The 22,421-nt window shown below is 67.3% G+C and carries 30 protein-coding genes; 12 read left to right on the top strand and 18 right to left on the bottom strand.

Features of this window, described 5'->3' with window-relative positions:
- Window positions 1–88 precede the first annotated feature (88 nt).
- From AB0D18_RS34295 to AB0D18_RS34280, 4 genes are all read right to left on the bottom strand, one after another.
- Window positions 89–1,075 carry a sporulation-delaying protein SdpB family protein gene (locus AB0D18_RS34295; protein WP_362427748.1) on the bottom strand — a complete coding sequence of 329 codons (987 nt, stop codon included), beginning with the start codon at window positions 1,073–1,075 and terminating at the stop codon, window positions 89–91.
- On the bottom strand, window positions 1,057–1,602 hold the full coding sequence (locus tag AB0D18_RS34290; RefSeq protein WP_362427745.1) for an SdpA family antimicrobial peptide system protein: 546 nt from the start codon (window positions 1,600–1,602) through the stop codon (window positions 1,057–1,059). Before AB0D18_RS34290 ends, AB0D18_RS34295 begins: the two co-directional genes overlap by 19 nt.
- Before the next feature lie 101 nt (window positions 1,603–1,703).
- Window positions 1,704–2,390: a hypothetical protein gene (locus AB0D18_RS34285; RefSeq protein WP_362427742.1), complete on the bottom strand. Its 687-nt coding sequence runs from the start codon at window positions 2,388–2,390 to the stop codon at window positions 1,704–1,706.
- A gap of 44 nt (window positions 2,391–2,434) precedes the next feature.
- Window positions 2,435–2,821 (bottom strand): SdpI family protein, encoded by a 387-nt coding sequence (locus AB0D18_RS34280; protein ID WP_362427739.1) that lies wholly within the window; start codon window positions 2,819–2,821, stop codon window positions 2,435–2,437.
- 124 nt (window positions 2,822–2,945) lie between these two features.
- On the opposite strand from AB0D18_RS34280, the gene AB0D18_RS34275 reads away from it, so the two are divergent.
- The 6 genes from AB0D18_RS34275 (at window position 2,946) to AB0D18_RS34250 (ending at window position 6,133) form a co-directional block, all read left to right on the top strand.
- Window positions 2,946–3,218: a hypothetical protein gene (locus AB0D18_RS34275; RefSeq protein WP_362427736.1), complete on the top strand. Its 273-nt coding sequence runs from the start codon at window positions 2,946–2,948 to the stop codon at window positions 3,216–3,218.
- Between the two features lie 166 nt (window positions 3,219–3,384).
- Window positions 3,385–3,567 carry a hypothetical protein gene (locus AB0D18_RS34270; RefSeq protein ID WP_362427733.1) on the top strand — a complete coding sequence of 61 codons (183 nt, stop codon included), beginning with the start codon at window positions 3,385–3,387 and terminating at the stop codon, window positions 3,565–3,567.
- Window positions 3,568–3,595: 28 nt separating this feature from the next.
- A complete protein-coding gene (locus tag AB0D18_RS34265; RefSeq protein ID WP_362427730.1) occupies window positions 3,596–3,775 on the top strand; it encodes a hypothetical protein in 180 nt (59 codons plus the stop codon).
- A gap of 812 nt (window positions 3,776–4,587) precedes the next feature.
- Window positions 4,588–5,187, top strand: coding sequence for a sigma-70 family RNA polymerase sigma factor (locus AB0D18_RS34260; RefSeq protein WP_362427727.1), 600 nt, complete (start codon window positions 4,588–4,590; stop codon window positions 5,185–5,187).
- Entirely contained in the window at window positions 5,184–5,855 is a 672-nt protein-coding gene (locus AB0D18_RS34255) for a hypothetical protein (RefSeq protein WP_362427724.1), read from the top strand. Before AB0D18_RS34260 ends, AB0D18_RS34255 begins: the two co-directional genes overlap by 4 nt.
- Before the next feature lie 98 nt (window positions 5,856–5,953).
- A complete protein-coding gene (locus AB0D18_RS34250; protein ID WP_362427722.1) occupies window positions 5,954–6,133 on the top strand; it encodes a hypothetical protein in 180 nt (59 codons plus the stop codon).
- Window positions 6,134–6,363: 230 nt separating this feature from the next.
- Here the strand turns inward: AB0D18_RS34250 and AB0D18_RS34245 are convergent, their stop codons facing one another.
- From AB0D18_RS34245 to AB0D18_RS34235, 3 genes are read right to left on the bottom strand one after another with little or no spacing between them, the layout of a single operon-like run.
- Complete coding sequence (locus AB0D18_RS34245; RefSeq protein ID WP_362427719.1) at window positions 6,364–7,473, bottom strand: glycosyltransferase family 4 protein; 1,110 nt, start codon at window positions 7,471–7,473, stop codon at window positions 6,364–6,366.
- Window positions 7,370–8,857, bottom strand: coding sequence for a hypothetical protein (locus AB0D18_RS34240; RefSeq protein WP_362427716.1), 1,488 nt, complete (start codon window positions 8,855–8,857; stop codon window positions 7,370–7,372). Before AB0D18_RS34240 ends, AB0D18_RS34245 begins: the two co-directional genes overlap by 104 nt.
- Before the next feature lie 44 nt (window positions 8,858–8,901).
- The gene (locus AB0D18_RS34235; RefSeq protein ID WP_362427713.1) at window positions 8,902–10,158 is read right to left on the bottom strand and encodes a nucleotide sugar dehydrogenase; all 1,257 of its coding nucleotides are present in this window, start codon (window positions 10,156–10,158) and stop codon (window positions 8,902–8,904) included.
- Between the two features lie 65 nt (window positions 10,159–10,223).
- Here AB0D18_RS34235 and AB0D18_RS34230 point away from each other — a divergent pair, with 65 nt between their 5' ends.
- Complete coding sequence (locus tag AB0D18_RS34230) at window positions 10,224–10,997, top strand: glycosyltransferase (RefSeq protein WP_362427710.1); 774 nt, start codon at window positions 10,224–10,226, stop codon at window positions 10,995–10,997.
- A gap of 49 nt (window positions 10,998–11,046) precedes the next feature.
- Here AB0D18_RS34230 and AB0D18_RS34225 read toward each other — a convergent pair whose 3' ends face one another.
- From AB0D18_RS34225 to AB0D18_RS34190, 8 genes are all read right to left on the bottom strand, one after another.
- Window positions 11,047–11,949, bottom strand: coding sequence for a TauD/TfdA family dioxygenase (locus tag AB0D18_RS34225; RefSeq protein WP_362427707.1), 903 nt, complete (start codon window positions 11,947–11,949; stop codon window positions 11,047–11,049).
- 105 nt (window positions 11,950–12,054) lie between these two features.
- Window positions 12,055–12,453: a hypothetical protein gene (locus AB0D18_RS34220; RefSeq protein ID WP_362427704.1), complete on the bottom strand. Its 399-nt coding sequence runs from the start codon at window positions 12,451–12,453 to the stop codon at window positions 12,055–12,057.
- On the bottom strand, window positions 12,450–12,869 hold the full coding sequence (locus AB0D18_RS34215; protein WP_362427701.1) for a DUF6082 family protein: 420 nt from the start codon (window positions 12,867–12,869) through the stop codon (window positions 12,450–12,452). Before AB0D18_RS34215 ends, AB0D18_RS34220 begins: the two co-directional genes overlap by 4 nt.
- Window positions 12,870–12,917: 48 nt before the next feature.
- A complete protein-coding gene (locus AB0D18_RS34210; RefSeq protein WP_362427698.1) occupies window positions 12,918–13,478 on the bottom strand; it encodes a hypothetical protein in 561 nt (186 codons plus the stop codon).
- The gene (locus tag AB0D18_RS34205; RefSeq protein WP_362427695.1) at window positions 13,471–13,887 is read right to left on the bottom strand and encodes a hypothetical protein; all 417 of its coding nucleotides are present in this window, start codon (window positions 13,885–13,887) and stop codon (window positions 13,471–13,473) included. The genes AB0D18_RS34210 and AB0D18_RS34205 overlap by 8 nt, the downstream gene beginning before the upstream one ends.
- A gap of 185 nt (window positions 13,888–14,072) precedes the next feature.
- Window positions 14,073–14,549, bottom strand: coding sequence for a hypothetical protein (locus AB0D18_RS34200; protein ID WP_362427692.1), 477 nt, complete (start codon window positions 14,547–14,549; stop codon window positions 14,073–14,075).
- The gene (locus AB0D18_RS34195; RefSeq protein WP_362427689.1) at window positions 14,546–14,956 is read right to left on the bottom strand and encodes a hypothetical protein; all 411 of its coding nucleotides are present in this window, start codon (window positions 14,954–14,956) and stop codon (window positions 14,546–14,548) included. The genes AB0D18_RS34200 and AB0D18_RS34195 overlap by 4 nt, the downstream gene beginning before the upstream one ends.
- The gene (locus AB0D18_RS34190) at window positions 14,953–15,297 is read right to left on the bottom strand and encodes an ATP-binding protein (RefSeq protein WP_362427686.1); all 345 of its coding nucleotides are present in this window, start codon (window positions 15,295–15,297) and stop codon (window positions 14,953–14,955) included. Before AB0D18_RS34190 ends, AB0D18_RS34195 begins: the two co-directional genes overlap by 4 nt.
- Before the next feature lie 434 nt (window positions 15,298–15,731).
- On the opposite strand from AB0D18_RS34190, the gene AB0D18_RS34185 reads away from it, so the two are divergent.
- From AB0D18_RS34185 to AB0D18_RS34175, 3 genes are all read left to right on the top strand, one after another.
- A complete protein-coding gene (locus AB0D18_RS34185; protein ID WP_362427683.1) occupies window positions 15,732–16,604 on the top strand; it encodes a helix-turn-helix transcriptional regulator in 873 nt (290 codons plus the stop codon).
- Entirely contained in the window at window positions 16,601–16,816 is a 216-nt protein-coding gene (locus AB0D18_RS34180; protein ID WP_362427681.1) for a DUF397 domain-containing protein, read from the top strand. The genes AB0D18_RS34185 and AB0D18_RS34180 overlap by 4 nt, the downstream gene beginning before the upstream one ends.
- Before the next feature lie 220 nt (window positions 16,817–17,036).
- Window positions 17,037–17,438 carry a hypothetical protein gene (locus AB0D18_RS34175; RefSeq protein ID WP_362427678.1) on the top strand — a complete coding sequence of 134 codons (402 nt, stop codon included), beginning with the start codon at window positions 17,037–17,039 and terminating at the stop codon, window positions 17,436–17,438.
- Between the two features lie 96 nt (window positions 17,439–17,534).
- Here AB0D18_RS34175 and AB0D18_RS34170 read toward each other — a convergent pair whose 3' ends face one another.
- Window positions 17,535–18,239 (bottom strand): hypothetical protein, encoded by a 705-nt coding sequence (locus AB0D18_RS34170; RefSeq protein WP_362427676.1) that lies wholly within the window; start codon window positions 18,237–18,239, stop codon window positions 17,535–17,537.
- Window positions 18,240–18,883: 644 nt separating this feature from the next.
- On the opposite strand from AB0D18_RS34170, the gene AB0D18_RS34165 reads away from it, so the two are divergent.
- Window positions 18,884–19,588, top strand: a complete 705-nt coding sequence (locus AB0D18_RS34165; protein ID WP_362427674.1) for a hypothetical protein — start codon at window positions 18,884–18,886, stop codon at window positions 19,586–19,588.
- A 194-nt stretch (window positions 19,589–19,782) separates the two neighbouring features.
- Here AB0D18_RS34165 and AB0D18_RS34160 read toward each other — a convergent pair whose 3' ends face one another.
- Window positions 19,783–19,953 carry a hypothetical protein gene (locus AB0D18_RS34160; RefSeq protein WP_362427672.1) on the bottom strand — a complete coding sequence of 57 codons (171 nt, stop codon included), beginning with the start codon at window positions 19,951–19,953 and terminating at the stop codon, window positions 19,783–19,785.
- A gap of 124 nt (window positions 19,954–20,077) precedes the next feature.
- Window positions 20,078–20,362: a hypothetical protein gene (locus AB0D18_RS34155; RefSeq protein ID WP_362427669.1), complete on the bottom strand. Its 285-nt coding sequence runs from the start codon at window positions 20,360–20,362 to the stop codon at window positions 20,078–20,080.
- Between the two features lie 1,624 nt (window positions 20,363–21,986).
- Between AB0D18_RS34155 and AB0D18_RS34150 the strand changes: the two genes are divergently transcribed.
- Window positions 21,987–22,334 (top strand): hypothetical protein, encoded by a 348-nt coding sequence (locus AB0D18_RS34150; protein WP_362427666.1) that lies wholly within the window; start codon window positions 21,987–21,989, stop codon window positions 22,332–22,334.
- The last annotated feature ends 87 nt before the right edge of the window (window positions 22,335–22,421 follow it).

Raw genomic sequence — 22,421 nt, 5'->3', positions numbered from 1 at the left:
CGGTGACGGTCAGGACCGACGGGGAGACGACGTACCGCACGAACGCGGCGTGTCGGCGCGGCTGAAGCCAAGTCAGCCGCCGCGGAGCTCAGTGCCTTGGAGGCCGAAGACGGTGGTGATCCTCCGAGGGTAGGAAGCGTCGGAGGAGGCTCGGCCCCTGGGTGTCGATTCCTCGGGATGCCGCGCAGATCACCGCGCCCACCATGATGAGGCCGAAGGAGACGATCCCGATCTGGATGATGATCAGGACGTGGAGGCTCGCACTGATCAGCGCCGCCCACACCTGACGGGAGCCGCGTTGTACCAGGAACACCGCGATCAGCGTCTCCGCGAGGATCGTCCCCCAGGTGGACAGCAGCGCGACGACCATGATCCCCGTCGCCCAGCGGAACAGTTCGGCGAGCAGCCCCGCCGCCCCGAAGTTTTCCATCCGCGCGACGTAGTAGGTGGCGCTGCCCTCCGACCAGGGCCCGACTGGCAGCTTCGCTAGGGCGCTGTTCAGGTAGACGTACGCCACTTGGAGCCGCACACCCCACCACCCGGCCCACGCGAGGCCCTGCCGGATCTGCCCCGCCGAGCCCATCGGGCCTGCGTCGCGCGGCCGTTGCCAGTGCCAGGTGCGGCGGTCGTTGGCGCAGGCGAGGATCAGGAAGAAGGTCACCACCTGGGCCACGGCGTCGCCCCCGTCCGGGAGCGAGATCGACTGGCCGATGGAGAGGGACGCCCAGAAGTGGAGGACGGTCGTGAAGCGGGGGAGTATCCCGCTCGCGACGATCAGGAGGAGCAACAGGAGTACAACGTTGAGGAGTTGGCGGTCGGTGGACTCCGCGAGGCAGTAGAGGGAGATCGACTGGACCGGCGGCGTGCAGGACACCTCGGTCTCGGCACCGCCCACCGGTACGAAGAGGTACGACGCCGGAGTGAGGAGCAGGATCGACGCCTGCGCGAGGGCGATGATCGTCCGCCCCGTTCCGAGAGCACGGGATTCGGCCTGGAAGTGCCGGACGGACCTTTCCAGCCGCCGGACGGGCCCCGACAGCAGCACGGGCCCCGCCCCTATGCGTTTCGCGGACACTTCGCCTCCACCAGGGCCGCCCTCTTGTCGAGGCGCCAGCCGTCATACTTGTCGCGGAACTTCCACGGCACGGGTCGCGTCTCGACCAGTACCAAGCGCCCGCACAGGGTGGGCACGGGGGACGAGTTCTCGACGCGCGCGGGCGCCGAGGACCCGGCGACCACCTCGGGGCAATCCCCCCCTGTCTCCTCGCAGTTCTTCCACGCCGGTACCTGGTTCGCCATCGAGGCGACCTCAGGGCCCTGCGCACGCTGCCGCCGCGAGAGGCCGTAGAGGTTGTCCGCACGCGAATTCGGCAGGCGCGCCGCGTAGGCGACACCGTCGTCGTTCACGACGTACGGTACGAACTCGGGATCGTTCGGCGGCTTGGTGAAGAATGCCCAGCTTTGGGGCAGGAACCGCGCCGAGATCGCCCGGAGATCGCCGCCGTCGCGCGTGGAGAGCACGTTGCTCGGCAGGGAGAAGAAGACGGACCCGGCCAGCAGGACGCCGGTCACGAGGATGCCGACCGTGGCGGAGACCACCACCGTGGCGGCACCTTCCGCCGGGGAGCCCTCCGGTGCGGAGCATCCCGCTGCGGAATCCCCTTCTCCGGCCGTGTGCTGCTCGGTGGTCGCCGGGTCCCGCCTCACGTCAGCGCGGAGGTCAGGGCGTCGACGAAAGCGTCCCGCTCGATGCCGGATCCGGTCGGGCTGCCGTCTTCCAGGTACCACGTGACGACCACGAGGGTGGCGAGGGCGTTGGTGGCGACCCCGGCGTTCGTGTAGGCGACGGCGTTGGCCGCGCCCACCGCGTTCACGTAGATGGCCACGTACGCGCCCATCCAGAACCAGCCCTTGGCCTGCGCGACGGCCTGCGGCTTCCCGCTGTCCACCGGCTGGGCCGTCTCCTTCAGCCACTTGTTGAAGGAGACCGAGAAGTCGCGCAGCGCCGCGTCCACGCGCACGGGGTCACCGCTGTGGAACGGGACCGCCATGTCCGGGTGGAAATCGGGGTGCGCGGCCAGGTACCCCGCGATGACCTTGGTCAACGCCCCGTCGTCGGTGTGGGGCTTGTCCGGGTTGAAGCCGAGCATCTGCTTCAGCTCCGGGTGCGCGTCGGCGACCGGCCCCTGCGCGGCGAGCAGCAGCTTCAGAAGGTCCTGGTCGCTGTACTTGACGGTCTCCTTCACCGCCTCCTTGAGCTGCGCCTTGCCCGGCGCGGAAGCCGCGCCGCTCCTGTCGTTGGCGAAGGCGCTCTGGGCGGTGGCGCCCCCGGCCACGAGAATCGAGCCGACCAAGGCCGCGGCCGCTGTCTTCCTGACTCTGAACTTCACAATGTCCTCCCCTGAAACATGGGTTCAGCTCCGTACGGGCTGAACTACCTCTCGGAATCGCGGACCGCACGCGCAGCCGCATTTGCTCTGACCGAAGCTGCGACGAGGAGACCGAGAACCACGACGAGCCCGCACAAGGGGAGGACGAGGACGGCAGGGTTCCGGCCGTCGCTCACCATCATCACCACGCCCGTGACCAGCGAAATGGCCCCCACCGCATAGGCAGTGAGGAAGGTCGCCGTGAGCGTCGGAGCCGCGGCGGCGTGCCCCTTCGCCCATGCGGCGTCCGAGGCCATCGTGGCTTTGGTTCTGATGCCGATCGCGGAGTTCCGCTGGATGCTGCCGCTCACGACCTGGTTCTTCACGTACTGAATGAGCAGGCCAAGAGTGAGCAGCCCTACGCCGAACACCAATCCCGCGACCGGGTCCATTGTTCGTCCTCCAAGAACGTAGACGTCGTCGGTACACCTCTGCGCAAAAACGATCTTGGATATCTTGGACCGATTCCGCCCTGCCGTTCACTGCCGGATCACGGAAGTCTTGGAGTCTCTCTCATTGCCGCAGAACGTCAGAAATGGGCATGCGGGCCGGGTGGTTGCGGCCCTGGAAGCGAGACCGCTGCGTCCGTGGCCGGCCGTCCGGCGCAGTACCCGCGAGGCCATGTGCCTGGCGGCGTCGGGCGGATCCCCGCACCTGGAGAAGATCCCGCTTCTCCAGGGCCTTGCGCAGAGCCCGCACGGCGCAGAAGGTTCGGCTCTTGACGATGCCGGGTGGGACGCCGCGGCGCTCGACCTGCTCCACGCCTGGGAACCGGAGGACTGGGCGTGACGACACGCCACCACGCACAGACCGGCCGCTTGAATCGCGAACGGTCTCCTACCGAACGGTCGCGGTCTCACCGGATGATCGACCCGGCCTGGCCGGATGGGGGCAGTACGGCCACGGCGCCAGCCACACGCGCTACTTCCGGGGACTTCGGCTGCACCCGCTGTGCATGCGGGGCGGGCCGCTGACCGCGTTCGCGCTGACCGGTGCGAAGGCCGCCGAACGCGACACACTCCTCGACATCTTCGCCACCGAACCCATGCGCGCTACCGACCGGCCGGCTGGACAGACGCTGATCGCCGACGAGAACTACCTCCGCCACGAGTTGGAGTTGCAGCTGGGGCGAGGCTGAGCGGGCCGGATCACAGCTGTTCAAGTCGTTGCAGCAGGTCATCGAGTCGATCAACGAGACCTTCAAGGGCCCACTCGACCTCGAACCCCATCGCGGCCGCACCCCCGGCGGCGTGATGCTCCGCGTGCTTCAGCGAACCCTCGCGCAGACCGCCGCCATCTGGCACACCGAGCACACCGGCCGGCCCGTCATGCGGCCGCGGGCATGACCTCTCCCACGCATCGGACGGCTGGGCCGCCTGCTGGATGCCGTTGGTCCTCTCCCGGCTCCCGGTCCGCTGAACCAGCCGTCGAGCCAGGCGCTCGGGTTGGATTCCGTATGCGAGCACGTCAGCAGGAGGGGCGGTTCCCGCATCGGACGGTCTGTCATGACAGCGCGAGGACCATTGGGGCAACTACCCGGCACTTCATAGCGCCCTGAACCGCAGAGGAACGCCGAACTCCCCCCGGAGGCCACCCGAACGGCAGGCCCTGCACGGTGCTACAGCATTTCCAGACCGGCCGTCCGCTGTTCGTACGCGGCGGGAGGATCAGCAGGCTTGGGGCGCGGCGGAGTTCGTCGACGATCCGGTCCTCGGCATCGGCGAGGCGGCGCGGGACACCGATCGAGCTGTTTACCGCCCTGCTGACGACCCGGAACAGTAGGTCACCGGGAGGCCGAACCCGCCCGGCGCCGGCCAACCCTCGGAGTCCTACAGGCTGGCCATGGACAAGGTGGGGACAAGGCGCCCGTCTAGGAGTGACCTGTGTCACGTCCTGCCGGGGCGGCTCCGGCGCGCCTGGGCGGCGCACCGTCTTCCGTTCCTGCTCGCCGCCCCTTTCTGGACAGGCGATCGAACACAGAGAACACGTACAGTCCCCACGGCCTTCCGCTGTGTAGTTTTTTGTCATGTGGTCTTGAGTGATTCGGGTGAATTCTCGCCATGGTGTTCGTGAGGGCCCAACACGCCCTTGGTGTAGCCGAGTTCGCTGCACCCCCTCGATGAAGAGGTACCGAGATGAGCACTTCCCGGAGGCGTGTGTGAGCGACGACGACACCCTCGGCGGCGTACACCTGCCGGGCCCAAGCGGCCAGCACCTGTACGAGCCGCTGGACCTCCCCCTGGACTACGAGGGGTTCTACCTCGGGCACCAGGAGTTCTTCCACGCCTATGCCGAGATCCACCTCGGCACCCGCGAAACCGCAGAGAACGTGGTGCATGACGTCTTTCTGGAGATCCTCAACACCTGGACGCAGCTCCTGAAGGAAAGCGACCTCGAGCAACTCACCCTTGCCGTCCTGCACCGCCAGGTGTGCGAGCGCCTCACGAGCGAGGGCCGCAACCCCTCCTTCCTCGTGGACGGGCCGATCGCCCAGGCACTGCGGGAAATCCACAGCACCCTGGAGACCATCCCCAGCACCACCGGACTGTACGAAGCGATCGCGGACCTGCCCACAAGGCAGTTCAAGGTCATCGTGCTGCGCCACCTGCTCGGCTACAAGACCGGGCAGATCGCCCGGTTCATGAGCATCAACGAGCGCACCGTGGACTACCACGGACGCAAGGGCAGGGAACGGCTGCGGATCCAGCTCGGCCTGCCCGCCGATCCCCCCAAGGGGAAGAAGGAGAAGGACCAGTGAGCATCGACCAGCTCCTCGAAGACGCAGCCGTGCCGGTCTCCAGGGCAGACAAGTTCGATGTCGGAACCGCGCTGCAACGCCTGGCCGCGGATCCGAACAGGCGACGTCCCGCACCGAAGATCGAGCGTGCGGCGCGGGCGGGAGAGCGGCTGTCCATCATCTGCAAGTGGGTCCTGCACGGCCCCGGGGTGGCCCACCACCTCCACCGCATGGTCGGGGCACTGACGCAGGATGCTCCCGCGACCGCTGCCAGCGGCGACGGGATGGACCTGGACGGCGCGACCGGCCTCGCCTGTCTCCTCTACCTGACCGGTCACCCGGAGAGCGCCGACTTCTGGTGGGGAATCGCCGCGGGCGCCGACCACGGGGTGGCGGCGTACTGCCTGCACCTGCACCATCTCGCCCGCGGGGAAACCCGCGAGGCCACCCACTGGCGGGAACAGATCGTACGGACCGCCGCCCGTAACGACGAGCCGGTCGACGAGCGGTTTCTGGAGTGGATCGACGTACTCGCTCACTGGGTGCGGGCGAACGGGTACGCCGTGACCGGCCCCACCGAACTCCTGAAAAGGGAAATCGCCCGGCTCGCCGAAGACGGCAGCTGCGTCATCATCCACAACCCCGACGAGCGCCTCGCCGAACGGCTGCGCGACTTCGCCCGCCGCTGAGCCCCGCCCATGCGAAAGGAGCCCTGCCCGGCCTCGGTTCGTAGGCCACCGGCCGGAGGGGCTCCTCGCACGGCACCCCCGTCGAAAGGACTGCCGCCATGTCAAACAACCACGTCTCATGCCTGGCCCGCAAGGCCGCCGAATCCGCCCGCCGTCTCATTCGCTGGGCGGCACGCCGCCGCCGGACCGCCGTCTCACACCTCCTGCGCGGCGCCTGTTACGGCGTGGGCACCGGCTGCGTCAGCCTGCTCGTGCTGTGGGCCCAGGGCCGCATGTGAACGGCGGCCAGTGGCTTTGGCCTGCAGGGCTTGCGCACCTGTCCCTGAACGCTGCGAGGTCGGCGCGCACGCGCCGTTCCTGGATAACTTCGTACGCGTCCAGGGCCGAGGTGAGGCACCTGCGCACGAGCCGAATGCGGTCTTCGCCCATCGTGTTCACGAACGCTTTCCTTCGTGCTGTGCACGGCGGGGCGTCGGCACGGTGTGTGGCGGGTCGATGCGCCTGGGCGCTAGGAGGTGACGCGGAGCGTTAGCTCGCGAAGTCGGCGGCCGGTGGTGGCGATGTCGTATCGGCGCGCGTTGGTGAGAGCCGCTCTGGTCAGGGCCTTGTGCCGGTGGAAGTCCCGGCCCATCTCGTCGAGGGCCACGGCCAGCGAGTGCGGGTCGCCCGGGGTGTAGGGAGCGCCAGTGTTTCCGAGGATTTCCCTTACACCGGGAAGGTCGGAGTAGGCAACCGAAAGTCCGTGGGCTTGGGCCTCAATGAGCATGAGTCCGAAAGCCTCCATGCCCTTGGTGGTGAAGACGAAGGCGTCGAAGTCCGGCAGCCGGCGCCACAGTTCGGCGCGGGACAGGAACGGATCAAAGTGAACCCGGCCCCGCAGCCCGAGTTCGAGAGCCCGCTGCTCCAGGTGCTCCCGTAGGGGTCCTTTGCCGATCACGGTCAAGTGGTGCGGCTGATCGGTCAAAGCGAGGGCTTCGACGGCGGTGATCGTGGATTTGTTGTCGTCCAGTCGACCGGCGTGCACCAGGGACAGGGGCCCTGCTCCAGTGGGTGGTTGATCACGCACCCGGGCATCGGTCAGACGGATGCCCCACGGGATGATGTGGAGTCGGTCGGTGAATCGGTGTCCGGTGAGACGGTCGATGCGGTCGGCGACGACGGAGGTCGGGGCGACGATCGCGGCGCTGGCGGCAGCAACTTCGACCATGGCCTCGCGCTCGGATGCGCTGCGCTCGGCCACCATCACGTCGGGGCCGTGGGCGAGGGCGATGACCGGGATACTGCCGGCAGCTCGGGCGAAGGCCAGACTGAGAGCGAACCCGAGGTACTGGGCGTGAATGGCATCCGGCTGGATCTCCTCGATGAGCGCGCTGACCTCACGCGTCAGCTCGGCAACGTACGGATCGAAGTCCGGGCCGTGAGGGCGCTTCGCTGTGGAGAGCGTAATCAGATGATCAAACGCGGTCAGCCACCCCTGGTCGACCGGTGCCCTGCCCAGGAAGGTCGTACGGGTTTCAGGCATCGCGCGGTATAGGTCGTTGACGAGGACCATGCTCCCGGACGAGGGCTCGGAGGTGCGGTTGATGCCGGTCAGGATGTTCAGGAGCGTGGCAGTCATGCGAGACACCATCCACCGGTAACCGTGGGGTGGGAGTCGGAGATAGGGCCCCCATCAGGGCCAACTCGACGGAAGGATCGGTGGCGTTCTGCATCTCGCGCTGACGGGGAGGCGCCCACCACGACGCCAGGCGCGGCGTGAGGACAGCCGTGACTTCCTCGGCCGGATGCAAGCAGCCCTTACTGTCTTGTTCCGCCGCCCACGCCCTGACTGACGATCGGGGGTAGACGGGATTTATCCCTATCTCTCCCTTGGGGAGGATTCCGTTGAAGGGGGTGGGTATTCCCTCACGGTTCCAGTAGTCCCACGCCTCAAGGGCCTTCGATTTCTCGAAGCAGTGGTACAACTGCCGATAGCGGGCCATGTACCGGATCTCGCGGAAGACCATCTGCCCGATCAGTCCAGGCGCAACTTGCCGGAGCGTGCTGAGATCAGCGCCCTGGAAGGTGAACGACGCCACGTCCTGGGACGGATGCAGGCCCGTCCGGGCGAACAGGTGGGACAGTCGCCGCCGAACGTACTCGGCGACTCCCGGGCCGAGAGCCGGCTCCAGGCCTTCAACGAGCTGAACGAGCCGGCGGTGGCGCGGATTGAACCGGGCCAGGTCGAACAACTGGCCCATGCCGGGCACGGCGGCGAAGGCGAGTCGCTTGTAGAGCCAGTTGTTCAGCTCTCCCGACTGGGCGTAGGTCTTGGTCTCCGGAGTTGAGGAATGGAGCATCAGGTACTCGGACAGCACCTCGAAGTACAGGTAGCCGAGAAACGGCAGGTGCGCCACGGCATCAGCCAACTGGTCGATGAACGCTGATGCCGCAGTGGCATGGCCGGCGGCGTTGCGCAGGGCGAGATCTAGGAACGGTGCGGCGGCGCGCAGTCCGGCCAGCACGGTGCGGTCGAGCCGGTCGTTCTCCGCCGGAGCGAGGAAGCTCTGGTGGCGCAGGTAGGTGCGTAGGTGGATGGGGCCGAGATGCAGGTAGTCGATGCCCTTGGGCGGGATCGGGGCGTTCGGGGTGATCTCGAAGATCATGGGTGTGGTGGAGGGTTTCGTCCGCATCAGGTAGGTGCCGAGGTTGTGCGGGCGCAGTCCCTCGCACTGATGGGTGAGGGGTGAGCAGTACAGGGCCCCGATGAGGCATCCGGTGGAGACGTGTATCTCCCCGCTGGTGCGGATGGCGTCGATGTCCTTGGTGGTGTGCAGCAGGTACATCGGCTTTCCGCTGGCGAGCGCTTCGGTCATCGCGTTGTTGCGTATCAGCCAGCCGTTCGGGGTTGAGTGTTCCAGGTAGTGGCGCCAGTCCGTCTCACTGTCGGCCAGCGAGGCAGGAGTTGGGCGCTGTGCGGGCCTGGTGTAGTCCGTGTGGGTGTGCTCCCACTCGTCGTGCAAAGGAACTCCTTGGGTGGAAGCGGCAGCGGGGGGAGTTCGGGGAGCTACAGAACCTCGACGTTCGCTCCGGACAGGCGGTTTCGGCAGTCGAGGACGTAGGGCGCGTTCTCCTCGATCATGGCGAGGTCGAATCGGGTGTGGTCCATGAGGAGCACCACGGCATCGGAGGCCGCGATCTCCTGTGGGCTCGCGTCGACCCGGCGCACGTGGAGCGTGGTGTCGTCGCCGTCCGGGATGTTGGGGTCGGCGCCACGGACGTCGGCGCCGAGGCCGAGGAGAAGTTCGGCGACACGTGCCGACGGTGAATTGCGGAGGTCGCTGGCGTTGTACTTGTAGGTCAGGCCGAGCAGCAGAATCCGGGCTCTGTGCACGGGTGTGCCGCGCTTGTCGAGTGCTTCTACGATCCGCCGGACGACGTAGTCGGGCATGTGGCGGTTCACGTCGTCGGCGAGTTCTACGAAGCGGAAGGGGACGCCGAGTTCTTCCCGGATCTTCCACGAGAGGAACAGGGGGTCGACGGGCAGGCAGTGCCCGCCGACTCCCGGCCCGGGGGTGAACCGGGTGAAGCCGAAGGGCTTGGTTGCGGCAGCCTCGATCGCCTCCCACACGTTCACGCCGAGGCGGTCCGTCAGCGTCGCCAGCTCATTGATCATGGAGATGTTGACGAGCCGAAAGGTGTTCTCCAGCAGCTTCGACAGCTCGGCGACCTTGGTCCCGGACACCGGCACCGTGCTGTCGAAGATGCCGTCGTAGAACCCCCTGATCACATCGAGTGACTTGGCGTCGATGCCGGACACCACCTTGGGCGTGCCCGCGAACGAGAACCGCTTGTTCCCCGGGGCGATGCGCTCGGCACTGAATCCGGCCAGGAAGTCCACGCCGCCTTTGAGGACCGACGCCTTTTCCAGGATCGGCAGCAGCACTTCCTCGGTGGTGCCCGGATAGCTCGTGGACTCCAGGACCACCGTCGCGCCGGGACGAAGGTGCTCACCCAGCGTCCGGGCGCAGGTCTCGATGTACGACAGGTCCGGCACACCGTCCCGCAGCGGGGTCGGCACGGTGATCACCGCCAGGTCGTAGCCGGCCAGCGCCGCGGCGTCGGTGGTCGCGCAGTAGGCCCCGGAATCCAGGACCGCGCGCAGCCGTACGGATTCCACGTCCTCCACATAGGACTGGCCGACGGCGAGCTGCTGGACGCGGCGCGCGTCCACGTCGTAGCCGACGACACGGTGACCCACCTCAGCGGCACGTACGGCCAGGGGAAGCCCGACGTAGCCCTGACCGGCGACGACTATCTGCATGGCAGCTCCTACTCGATTGCGGTGCTTGAATGGACCGGTCGTCCTGTTCTGCAAGGAGAAGCACTGTGCCCTTGGTGTCTGTCGTCATGCCCGTGTACAACTCGCAGGCGACCCTCGGCCAGGCCGTCCGATCGGTGCTCACGCAGACCCACAGCGACCTGGAGCTGCTGGTCACCGACGACCAGTCCACCGACGGCTCCATGGACCTGCTGCGCGAGTTCGCCGCGCAAGACGAACGCGTCCTTCCGAGGAGGGCCCCCGAACAGGGCGGTGCGGGCCGGGCCCGCAACCTCGCGATGCAGCGGGCCCGCGGGGACTACATCGCCTTCCTCGACAGCGACGACATGTGGCTCCCGGAGAAGACCGAGAAGCAGCTCGCCTTCGCCAAAGAGGGCACTGCCCCGCTGACGTTCACCTCGTACTTCAAGATGGACGCCGACTACCACGGCGAGGCCGTTGACTGGGCTCCGAACGGCCGGGTGATCCGCGCGCGGGCGCACGTGACCTACCGCGACATGCTGGTCCAGGACCACATTGGTGCCCTCACCGCCATGTACGACCGCAACGTCCTGGGCACGAGGCTGATGCCGCAGATGCGCAAACGCCAGGACTACGCGCTGTGGCTGTCGATCATGCGAGACGGCGCTGACGCCCGGGGCCTCGCCGAGCCGCTGGCGGTCTACCGGGCCCAGCAGGCGGGATCGCTGTCCTCCAACAAGGCATCGCTGGTGAAGTACAACTGGGCCCTGTACCGCGAGCACGAGCACCTGTCCGTCCCGCGGTCGGCGCGGGCGCTCGCCGGCGCCGTGTGGCAGTCGCTGCGCAACTCCCGCATCTAAGTCCGTACGCGGGCCCGGGGCACGCCGGGCCACCGGTGCCGTCGCCCGGCTACGCGGCCGGACCGGCACTGGCCGACGCACGCAGGAAGAGCTGGAGGAGCAGCCGACGGTCATCGACCGGCACGGTCTCCTGACCGCCCTGAAGCGCCTCCCGGCCGTGCAGGAAGCGGCGCTGGTCCACGATGAGATAGTCCCCGGGCTGGAGCATGAAGGAGACCTGCCCCCGAACGAGTTCCTCGGCGAGCTCCCTGGCAGCAGCGGCGTGCTTGGGGTCGAGCTGAGACCTCTTCAGCATCTTGGCGGTGAACCGGACGAACTCCCTCTCCGGGGCGGTCCCGTCCAGGACAGGGAACGGCGTGTACTCCTCGCCAACGCCGTACAGGTCGAAGAAGGCCCCGTAGCGGTAGGCCGTCTCGGCCAGCAGGGCGCGGCTGTCCTCCGACAGCCGCGCCACTGCCGCGTGGGCGTCGGAGAGGATGCTGGGGCCGCCACCAAGCGGGTCGGGGCGGACGCACAGCAGCGTGGTGTAGTCCGGGGGAAGACTCGCGTTCACCAGGTCCATGTGGAAGGCGTTGTACCCGATGCCGCTGGACTTGCCGGGGTCCTTGTCGACCTTGACCCCGATGTCCTTCCACAAGGGCCACTGCGGAAAGGGTGAGAAGGGGACGGCGACTTCGGCCGCGAAGCCCGTCACCAGCCGCAGGAACCGGCCCTCGTTGCTCCCCAGCGCTTTGGCGAGGCCTCCCAGGCGCAGCACGGCGTAGCCGCCGCCCTCTCCGGTCAACGCGCCGCGAAGCGTCGCGGCGGTTTCCTCGAACCGCGGGGCAGCCGTCAGCCCGGCCCGGAACTCCTTGATGGTGGGCGTCGCCAGGAACGGGCCGTTCAGTTTCCATGGCGGGAGAGAAAGGTCGATCAGGGCGGCTTCGAGCTCGCCCGGAATGCCGATGAACATGCGGAGCTTCCTTCTCTGATGGGGTTCTCGGGGTGCCGTTCAGCGCTGCTGTCGTCCGGGTGCCGTCTGCCTGAATCTGTTGCGGCTGGGCGCTGCCGGGGGCTATCACCTCCTCCCGGCAGCGCCCAGGTCAGGGACACCGCTGTGTGAGCGTGTGGCGGTGGTAGGTCCGGGCGGACTGGCGTGGACTATCGCGTAGTGCACGTGTCTGAGTTCCCTGCCCAGGCCCTCGCAGTAGCGGCGGAGGGCGAGCGGGTCGGATGCGTAGGCGCAGCCGTGCTTGACCTGAAGTTCGATGACTTCGACCGCCCGTTGGACTCGCGCTCGACGCTGGGTGCGGACACGGCTGATCTCGATCTGCCCGAGCAAGGTCTCCGCTACGACGGTCAGGTCGGCGGCCAGCTCGACATCCTCCTCGAACGGCGGCGGCGAGCCGACCTGGCCCACGGCACGGTTGATGCGGACCGCCATCCAGGCCGTGTCCACGGAGGTGTCGGCGTTCACGCTGCTTGCCCCAGCTTCCGGGCCTTCACCGCCTCGACCTGGCGTAAGTAGTGCCGATTCGGGGCCTGCGCCCAGGAGGAGCGGGCCCACGTCGAATAGTTGCGTCCGTCCTCGCTGTCGAGGAGGCGGTCGGCCTGGATACGCAGGTGGGCACGGTTGAGGATGCCGGCCTTGAACTGGGCCGCCCAGAACGACGTCCACGCGTTGTGGTCGAGGAGCTTCCTCTGCTCCTCCTCGCTCTTCTCGTCCATCAGCTTGCTGCCGTAGGTACCGACATCAGCCAGGAGGGACAGGTGGTGGCGGGCGGCCGTCAGGCAGGCCTGATGACGCCGGTCACGGGAGGAGAGGGCTGTGTGGGCGGCGCCGACCGCAACGACGGCCGTCAGCAGCAGGTGGGTGGTACGGGTGTGGTTCATGAGGTGCTCCTTGTCGGAGAGGGCTGTAGGTGGTGGGCAGGTAGGACGTCAGCAGATGCCACGGTGGTGGGGCGACGTGCAGGAAGAGCGGATGCCGTAGTGATACGGCCCGGAACCTGGGGTTGTCGGGACCGAACTGGCAGCTTCGGGGGCCGGGCCGCGACGTGCTTCCTGGTGCTGAATGGCCGGTACGTGCAGGCGCTGCGTCTCCAGCACGGCGGCCAACGCCCGCGTCTTGCGCGCGAATTCCTGGACGTGCCGCAGCGCCCGCAACTCCCGATCCGGTCCGGCAGCACCTCGTACCGCTTCGTCGCTGGCTGCGGCCAGCACCATCCCGCGCGCCCGTATCGCCCGGAAGTCCTCCTTGTCGGCCGGCGCGATGCGGGCTGGGTCGATCGGATTGAGGACTGCCCAGAACCAGTCGTAAAGATCCGCGGCAGCCTTGAGGAGGCGCGGCCAGTCGGACGGAACCTTCCACCCTGCGATCACGGCACACTCGGCCTGGACGTGGGCGGCCAGGGTGTGCGGTTGCAGCGAGGCTGATCCGGGGAAGGTGTTCACCGGTGTGGTGCCCTTGATCAATGGTGTTGCATCTCCGGGCTCAGCCACTGGAGAAGATCCTTCCTGGAGAACTGGATGGTGGGGCTGTCCTGGCCGCCGGTAGTCGGGGCGTGAGGGCGAAGGCGTAGTGGGGGCGGGCGCTCAGCTCGTACGCGAGGTGTTGGCCGGGGGAGTACACGGAGTGCACGAAGACCTCGCCCGCCGCGAGCACCCGAATCGCTTCACGGTGGGCGGCCCGGTCGAGCGCCCAGGCATTCAACGTGGCGTCAGACACCGGATCGTTGTTGGCCCCGGCGAGCCGTTCGGCGTACGTCCGGAGGTAGTCGACGGCCTCCACCGGACTCGATGAGCCGTGGTGGTGGACCAGTTGCGCCTTGAACCCCTGCTGAGGCCCGTACGGCGGAAGGTCGTGCAGCAGGGCCTGCGCGGTGTAGCCGGTCACCTGACGGTCACTCATGACGGACCACCCCCGTTGGAGAGTGGTAAGGGCCCGCCTCGGTGTGGTCTTCGAGCCGCTCCTGGCAGGGGAGGTGTCAGCGCTGATGGAGGACTGCGGCCAGACTATGAGCACCGCCATGGCGACCAGCAGCACGGTCCCGATCCCGAGTACCCACCCGTCCTGACCGCTCCAGAGGTCCGCGCTCATAACCGCACCCACTGGGCGTAGATGTGGGCCAGGAAGCTACTGCGGTCGGCGAGTTCACGGAGCACGCGTTCGTACTCCCCGGGGTCGGTGCTCACGTCGGCAGTCGACCGCGTAAAGATGCCGTCGGCCCTGGCTTCGATCACCGCCCCCGCCGCCTGCTCCCACGCCGACAGCGCCCGGCCAGGTGCGGTGGGCATGGCGGTGTCGAGGTACACGTCGTAGAGCCTCAACTCCCGTAACCGGGCGTGCAGCTCGAATTCCGCTACGGCGTGCTCCGGCTTCTCGCCAGGCCGCAAGCAGGCGTACCCGGCCACTCGGGTACCGGGGGTCTTCGGAGAGCGCAGGGCCTGCTCCGCGGTTGCACGGCGCAGTGCAGCCAGCCGTGGCGCGGGGTCGGCCGGCACGAGGTTCGGCCGCAACCACCGGTCCATATCGCCGTTGATGCGCACAGGAGACACCTGATAGGGCTTCACCCCGCACCTCCGCCCGGCAGACGGGCCTGGACGGTCTTCCCCGTTACGTCCTCGTGCATTGACCAGGTCAGCGACGGCATGACCGCCTTGGCCGCCTCGAACCCGGGGAACTCCACGCCCGCGCTGGACACCTCCACGAGGAGGTCCCCGTCCACACCGATCGTGAGCCGCAGCGCCAGTGGCCTGCACGCCCAGTCACCCCCAAGGTGCTGGAGCGCCACGGAGTGCTCCACCATCCAACCGACGGCAACAGCCGCGGTCTGGACGTCCCCGCCCCAGAACCGCACCACCAAGACGGTGCGCACCCATGTACGTACGGCTCGGGCCGGGTCCCCGGTGTACGGGAATTCGAGAGTGCCCGACCACGTCTCGGTGCCCGGCATCTCGTGCACGGAGGGCACCGTCATGACGACACCTCCCCGGACACGGCGAGCTTCGCCCACACCCGCATGAAGCCGCCCCGACGGCCGTACCCCCACTCCTTGGCGATTGCGACCACCATCGTCAAGCCGCGGCCCGACTCGTCGGTCAGGTAGTTGTTCCGCAGCCCCGGCTCCTGGTCCTTGAGCCCGCTGTCCACGACGACGAGCACCGAGTCCTCACAGCCGTGCACGGACACCCACACGTCCTCGTCCTCGGCGCCGTGCACGAGCCCGTTGGTCACCAACTCGGAAGTGACGAGTGCCACCGAGTCGCGCAGGTCCGCGAGTTCCCGCTCTCCGTACTGGGCCCGCTCGACCGTGGACACCGCTTCACGCCGTATCCGTCCCACCCACACCCCGTCGCCAGGTCCGCCGGCCCGGTGAAGACCAACAACCCGCAAGGCGCACTGTGCAAGCGTGTATGTGGTGATGGGAGGTGTCACCTGGGTGGTGCTGAGGGGAATCGGGGGAGGCATAGCCCAGTCCTCTGCGCTCGGGAAGTCACCTGCGGGCACCCTGAGCCAGGGCAAGCCCGCTGCTACGACGCCGCGATCGGTGGCCCAACTAGAGTGCCGCGTAGGCAGTTTCGCGCGCAATCGAATGTGCACTGCATACGCACTTGCATGCAGATTGGCACATGCCAGACCATGCAGGAGGTGGTGCACGGAGGGGACTTGGGGTGACAGACTCTGCATCCCGGAGGGCAGAGCAAGGACTCCAGTCCGTACAAGGCAGACTCGACGCGCTGGAGGATGCAGCAATGGTCAAGCCGATCGGAACAACAGCTCCACGGATCAAGCTCGGCATCCAGATGCGCGAGCTACGCCAGAACGCACGCATCTCGATCGAGGACGCGGCTAAGGCCGTACCCGGCCTCAACTACGACAAGCTGCGCCGCATCGAGCTGGGGAAGAGCTCGTTTCGCCAGGTCGGAGACTTGCGGAAGCTCCTTGAGCTCTACGGAGTCGGAGGCGATCTTGAACTGGCGGACTCTCTCGAAGAGCTGTACAAAACCCCGACCAGCCAGGACTGGACTACACAGTTCCGCGGCGTTTCTGAGGGGACACGAACCCTTGCGGGTATCGAGTCGGAAGCTACTGAGTTCCGGGCCTACCATCCGAACCTTGTGCCCGCGCAACTCCAGTGCCGGGCATACGCTGCGGCACTGCACCGCGACGTGCAGCCGATCGAGGAAACCACCAGCGAGATGATCGAGGGCAACGTTGCCCTGCGAATGTTCCGCCGTGAGTCCTTCCTCCGCCCCGAGGGACCAGCGAAATTGTGGGTCATCATCGGGGAGGCAGCACTGAGACATCCGGTAGGTACCCAGGACGTCATGCGAGAGCAGTACGAAGAAATCCTCAGAATGGCTGCGATGCCGAACGTGACCGTTCAAGTGCTGCTCACGGACGCCCCGGTCAAAAGGCTCTGGACCAACTTCACCATCCTGGAACTCGGCCGAGAGCGCCCTGTCATCGTGCAGGTAGACACGCCCTGGGGAACGTCAGCAATGACCGACAAGACAACGCAGGTGGCCCGGTTCACCCGCTGGTTCAACACCATGATCGCCTCGGCAGAACGGCCCGAGGAAACACCCGCATTCATCGAGAACCTGAAGCGAGCCACTACATGACCCACAAGCCCGCCAGCACACTCTCATCCACTGCCGTAAGGGAGAACTGGTTCAAGTCCTCCTACAGCGGGGGGGAAGGCAGCTCCTGCGTGGAGATCGCCGACCTTTCACCCACCGTTGGAGTACGCGATTCCAAACTCGGCAACGACAGCCCCGTGACCACCGTCTCCCGCACCTCCTGGACGACGTTCATCGCGCATCTCGCACAGTAGTAACTACGTCCAACAGCGCGATGGCACCCTTCCCAGTCGATGTAGGAAGGGTGCCATCGCGTTGAGTCCTACCCTGCCCGATGGCACCGACAGTCGCCCCCGTCGCCCCCTCTGCGTGCCGCCTAGGGGGCGGTAGGAGGCAGCTACCGGCGGACCGGCAGCCAGAAGTTGTCACCCGGGGCCGGCGGGCCCGCAGTCGGGGTGGATCGTTGTTCTCCTTATGACGACGATCCACCCCATCCCCGTGGGCACGGTGCCCGCGCTTGCGGACACGCTCGCCGATACCGCGTGCGCGCTCGCGGACGCGGTCGCCGACGGCTGGCCCGCCGACCGCGACGGCGTCCTGGACGCGGTCGACGGACTCGACGTGCTGCTCGGTGCGCTCGCCCGGCTCGACGACGACACCGCCCACCTCCTGGCCCCGGCCGCCCTCGCCGCGGCCCGCCTGCGGCAGCACCTCGATCCCCACACGCCCGGTGGCGACGTCGGCGGGCAGCGCCTGCTGCTCGCCGACGATTCGGCGCCCACCGTCCCGGCTGCCCGTACCGCCTCGGGGCCGGTACGGGCACGCCCGAAACGGCGCGGCCTGGGTCCCGGCGGGTACCGGGCCGTGGGCCCCTGACCTGCTGTGGTGGGTTCCATGGTGGGCTCGATGGTTGGTTCCCCGTGTCCCGTCTCAGATGATCTCGTCGCGGGCGGTTGGATGCCGGGTGCTCTCTCAGTTGATTTGGTCCGGTGACATCGCTTGGAACGCCCGGTTGGAGAGAGGAGTTCGAAGCTCCACGCGAAGTCGGATCGAGGTGTCGATGGGCAGTCCCGTGTTGGAGTAGCGAAGCTCCTTCGAGTGGTTCGCGATGAGGTCGAGATCCCGCAACTGCCGCTGCAACTCGGAAACAAGGGCTTCGTCAGGGTCAGGGACGAGCTCGTCTTCTTCCTGCTCGGCGAGGCACTCCAGCTGTTGGTCAACGGCTTCCAGCGCCCGACGGCTGGTCCAGTTGGCGAAGTCGTAGCAGCCGAACAGGTAGGCGTGCGCCGCATACAACGTTGCGGTTGCGGCTGCCTCGTCCGCATCATCGGGGCCGTCCTGGCCGTCGTTGTGGCAGTACTCGCTGAGCATGTACTCGGCGACACCGCGATTCACCGCCGAGAAGGCCGTCGTGTCGCCGAGGACGCCCTCCCATACAGAGTTCAACAGGGGGCGAAGGCCCACGGTGAACGGCGCCTGCTCGTCCTCGGGCAGGGCCTCGTGCCAGCTCATGAGCCGTTCCGCAACGCCGGCAGCGAAGACTCCACGTTCGCTGGTCGACGCCGCCTTCAGCCGCTCCTCCACCAGTACCGAAAGCTCTTTCCACCTGTCCATACGAGCCACCCCGAGTCGTGAAACCAGCGTCCTCGCTCTGGCAACCGCGATCATCGCATCCACCAGGGACAACGCCTATGAACGGGCTTGGCAGCCCGCCGTTGGAGGTGCAGACGGATCGACGCGTAGGAGAGCGCGTAGTCGTGGTGGGCGGTCAGCTTGATCCATGCTGCCGCGGGCTCAGGCCTTGACGAGCCATCTCCTGGAGGAGATCGATGATCGTTCCGCTGATGGGGTCAGTGGTCCGGACCGCCCCTCGCATGGTGGGACGCGCTGTGTCGAGCACGAGCCGCACCAGACGAGGTGGGATGCCGTAACGCTGCGAGAGCAAGCGAATGGGAACACTGCCCGGCATCCCTCATCAGCAAGAATGCCCTCTGGTGATGCCCGCGCCATGGGTTGGTGCGTGGGTAGCGCGGGTTCGGTTTGCTGCGGCGGTGGGGCGACTGGACGTCGGCCAGCGCACGTTCGAGTGCTTGTGGGGAGCGTCCGGTGACAGTGGCGGGCGGTGTCAGCTGGCGGGGCGCGCACAATTCGGCGAGTTCCGGCTGCTCCCCGGACCGCAGGTAGCGGGCAAGGTTGTCCACCATGCCCGCGGTGACGCGCTGGCCGTGCTCCTGGTCGTAGTGACCAACGCCCGGACGGGCAGGCCGGTTTGTCCCTATGCTCGGGGGGTCAGCACGACTGCAAACGAAGGAGACACACGGGTGACGGCCACGCATCTGGTAGTCGGGGCCGAGATCATCGAGGCGGTCGGCGCGGACCGAGCAGCAATCTTCCAGGACCAGGTCACCGTCTTCGACTGCGTGGAGTGCGGCACCCGCGGTGACGTCCGCAGAGAGCCCGCCGTGGCGGTGCTCCGCACCAGCGGAACCCTTGTCCACCTCGGGGCCGCCCACCACCGGTGCACCCCCTCACGGATCCACCCGCACACCCCCGGCGCCCTGCGCCCCGCCGACACCACGGACCTCATCCCGCGTGCCGTCACCCTGCCCGGCCCGCACGGAATGCGCCCGCTGCTCCTCCTCGCCTACGAGGAGGACGTCACCCTTCTGTCCGCTCCCGGCACGGACCTGGTGCTGCAGTTCCTCCTCGGCGAGGGGCTGCACCAGCTGTCCGGGCTGGGCAGGCAGGCACCGGCTAGCCCCGGCTGGCAGGCCCTGCTCGGCCCCCGCAACGCCCTGGAGATCCGCACCCCGCGGGACATGCTGCTGCGGGACGGGCAGATGCTCGCACCGAGTATCTGGTGCGACTTTGTGGCCCGGGACGGGGGAGTGACCCTACTGGCCGGGCGACTCGACCGGCCGGCGATCTACTCTCCCGACCCGCCTTTCGCGGCCTACCAGAGGGCCGTGCGCCGCGGCCAGCTGGCGGGAGGGTTCGTGCCCGTCCTGGCGGGTACCCGCCGATGACCCGCCGACCGCTGGGCGCCGGCCCTCTGATTCCCGACCCGCCCGCGCGGGATCCCCGGGCCCGTACGGTTGCCGAGCGTGCGGGCGACGAAGAATGGACCACCCCTCGGGAGAAGACGCCGCCCCCGTACGGGCGCCGCCCGCTGGGGACGGGCCCTGTCGACGACGGCCGCTGACGGCCCGCAGCACGACGGTCACCGCTTGTCGGCGTACACGTGAACGTGCCCAGCTACCGTCTGAAGAACCGTATGGCAGGTGTCCCGCTGCTCGTCGGTGCCCATGAGCAGGCCTTCCTCGGAAACACAGAGGCCAAGGGCAGTGCCCATGAACGCTTGCCACTCGCGGTCGCTCAGGCCGGGACTCATCGCCTTCCTCCTCCCACGTCCGAAGTTCAGAAACGGGTTGTCACCCCTTTAAAGGGGTGACCCTGAGGGGTGAAGGCGGGGGCCGGAGAGGAGGAGCCGGCGGTCCGTCCTCGCTCGCCCCCGGTCAGGCGAGGGCGTCGCCGAGCAGCTGGCGCGGAGTGCCGTCCAGATGGCGGTGAAGGAGTTGGGCGCGGGAGTGCACCAGGCCGCTGCGGTACGCGGCCGGGAGTCGGTCGTAGACGCCGACGGCCATGTCGGCGGCCGCGCCCGGATCCCCGTCGACGCGCAGGCACGCGGCGGTGTCCATGGCGATCAGGGCGCGCGTCGTCACCGACGGCAACGTAGTGAGGGCCAGGGCGTCCTCCTGCGCGGCGTACGCGGCGCGGGTGTCGCCGAGCAGCGTGTACACGCCTGAGAGAGGTGCACAAGGTGCTTCTGTGGCGGGTACCCGAACCAGCAACTTGGCCTGTTGGTCTCGGGTCCGGTCCGCCTGTTCCCTCATAGTGCGCAGCAGCTCGCCGATTCCGTCCGGGCTCACCATGCCGGGGCCTCCCGTGTAGAGAGGTGTGGGGAGTCCATCCTGGCCCTGGCCCAATGCAGGTCGCCATGGCTGGCTTCCCACGAGAGCACATGCGGATCGATACCTCGGCCGCTGATCCAGTCCAGGCGGCGGTTCACCAGATCCTGGCGGATCGCGATCCGATCCGTCCTGGTCGCCGCCACTGCGTCAAGAGATACATCCAGCTGTTGCCACCAGTCCTCACAGAGGTCAAGTTCCGTTCGCAGCTCAGGAGACGGCGAGATTGGGTCGTCCTCGACCAGGGTCGACAACTCAGCCCGAAACCGCAGCCCGCCGTCTTCCCAGTCGCCGACCTCTCCAGTCGTGGCCGAGAGGCCCCAACAATGGCCTGGGCGGACTCGCTTCCCAGCCAGAGCTTCTCGTTGACCTGTCCCGCCGGCGCCGCGACCAGACGAAGCCACTTCGCCCCCTGGCTCGCTAGCACCTTGCCGCCCAAGGTCCGACCTCGCCAGCCCGCCGCTCGCACGTCATCGGCAGAGCGGCAACCGAATCCTTCCGCAGCTCGCAGGAACATGGCCTGCAACTGCTGAAGTTCGACTACAGAGGGTTCCCACATCGGCCCCAACCGCCCTTTCAACCTGCTCTTGACAGCTTCAGCCCAGCATCCTTGAACGCTCGGTGGCGCGGCTTCGCCTGGTCCTGAGTCGTATCGCAGTGGGAAGCAGGTTCTCGTAGCCGCACGAACCAGCCTGAGATAGACGATTCGAGCAGGGAATCAGATGCCCAGCCAACCGTGCCAGTAGCTTCACTCCTCAGCGGCATTCCCGCAGGTCAGGACCACATGCTTCTGCCTGGACACAGCAAGCTACTGAACCTCTGAGAGGAGGCAGAATACTCACTCGCCGCGCTTCTTGACTTGCCAGTCACACGACCCTCCACCGCAAGGATGTCTCGTTGAATGCGCAGCTCAGAGGCTCAACCTCGTCATGAGAAAGGCATCGAGCAAAGGTGGCTGGTCTGGCCAGACCAATGGGCTTTAACAAGGCATCTGACTACGCGCTAGATAGAGGGAGTCAAGACAGGCTCGTTGAGAACAAAGCGCCTGGTCAGGGGCCTGGGAGGGGGGAATGTCGGCCGATTGGTTGCCCTGAGACAGCGGCCGGCCCTACACTCCAATCAGTTGGCTGCCAGCGAAGTGATTCGCACAGAGTTCACGGCATCCAGCTATTGGCAGCTTTGTCCCTGCCTGTCGTTTCAGATCTGTCCGTTGGTCGCCCGGGGCACGGATTTGTCCCAGCGGTCAGATCCACATATCAAGATCACCAGCGCCTACCAGAAATTCCCGGTGGGTGCTGGTCGTCTTGTGTTTTCGTGAGGGAAATCTCTTTCCGTCGAATCCGCTTGATAAGGCGGAGCCGGGAACTCGATCCTCAGGTCACCGATGAGAATCCCTGCCCCGGGCGGCCCATCGGACAGTGGAACGACTAATACGGACAAAGGAAGAGAAAGATCCATGAGCAGTGCAAAACCTCCCGACACGACCGTGATCGCAGTCATCGGATTCGCCGCGACCTTCGGAGAGGGCCTGACGATCTTGACGGAGCCCGGCCCCGACCTGGTCATGGCAGCCGCCTGGACGATCACGGCCGTTGCCGGCGGATACCTTCTCCGGTCCGTGACCCGCGCGGGAATGCGGTGGCTCGACCGGCGCTTTGCCGATCAGGTCACTCGTCTCGTCGGTGATCGGATTCCGGAACCCTCCACCCAGGCTGCACAGACCTCGACGACCAGCGACGTGGCTTCTCTCTCGCTCGTTCCCACGCGCATCGATGAGGGCCTGGGCCCCGACACGGGCGCCTGACGCGCAGGTGCGCTTGAGGGCCAGGGCGGCGCCGCCCTGGCCCTCAACACCACCACCCCCGGACCCCCCAGACCCCCACCGCCCCTG

Origin of the sequence: Streptomyces sp. NPDC048442 (assembly GCF_040651475.1) — a bacterium.
GTDB lineage: Bacteria > Actinomycetota > Actinomycetes > Streptomycetales > Streptomycetaceae > Streptomyces.
The sequence above is the reverse complement of the archived record's forward strand: the minus strand, read 5'-3'. Positions and strand labels throughout refer to the sequence as shown.

Bases quoted from the DNA above. Each gene is read 5' to 3' on its own strand.
- AB0D18_RS34160 (WP_362427672.1), bottom strand. From the start codon at position 19,953: ATGAGTCCCGGCCTGAGCGACCGCGAGTGGCAAGCGTTCATGGGCACT.
- AB0D18_RS34205 (WP_362427695.1), bottom strand. From the start codon at position 13,887: ATGAGTGACCGTCAGGTGACCGGCTACACCGCGCAGGCCCTGCTGCAC.
- AB0D18_RS34280 (WP_362427739.1), bottom strand. From the start codon at position 2,821: ATGGACCCGGTCGCGGGATTGGTGTTCGGCGTAGGGCTGCTCACTCTT.
- AB0D18_RS34250 (WP_362427722.1), top strand. From the start codon at position 5,954: ATGTCAAACAACCACGTCTCATGCCTGGCCCGCAAGGCCGCCGAATCC.
- AB0D18_RS34150 (WP_362427666.1), top strand. From the start codon at position 21,987: ATGAGCAGTGCAAAACCTCCCGACACGACCGTGATCGCAGTCATCGGA.
- AB0D18_RS34215 (WP_362427701.1), bottom strand. From the start codon at position 12,869: ATGAACCACACCCGTACCACCCACCTGCTGCTGACGGCCGTCGTTGCG.
- AB0D18_RS34195 (WP_362427689.1), bottom strand. From the start codon at position 14,956: ATGACGGTGCCCTCCGTGCACGAGATGCCGGGCACCGAGACGTGGTCG.
- AB0D18_RS34180 (WP_362427681.1), top strand. From the start codon at position 16,601: ATGACCCACAAGCCCGCCAGCACACTCTCATCCACTGCCGTAAGGGAG.
- AB0D18_RS34225 (WP_362427707.1), bottom strand. From the start codon at position 11,949: ATGTTCATCGGCATTCCGGGCGAGCTCGAAGCCGCCCTGATCGACCTT.
- AB0D18_RS34185 (WP_362427683.1), top strand. From the start codon at position 15,732: ATGGTCAAGCCGATCGGAACAACAGCTCCACGGATCAAGCTCGGCATC.
- AB0D18_RS34245 (WP_362427719.1), bottom strand. From the start codon at position 7,473: ATGACTGCCACGCTCCTGAACATCCTGACCGGCATCAACCGCACCTCC.
- AB0D18_RS34235 (WP_362427713.1), bottom strand. From the start codon at position 10,158: ATGCAGATAGTCGTCGCCGGTCAGGGCTACGTCGGGCTTCCCCTGGCC.
- AB0D18_RS34270 (WP_362427733.1), top strand. From the start codon at position 3,385: ATGCGGGGCGGGCCGCTGACCGCGTTCGCGCTGACCGGTGCGAAGGCC.
- AB0D18_RS34175 (WP_362427678.1), top strand. From the start codon at position 17,037: ATGACGACGATCCACCCCATCCCCGTGGGCACGGTGCCCGCGCTTGCG.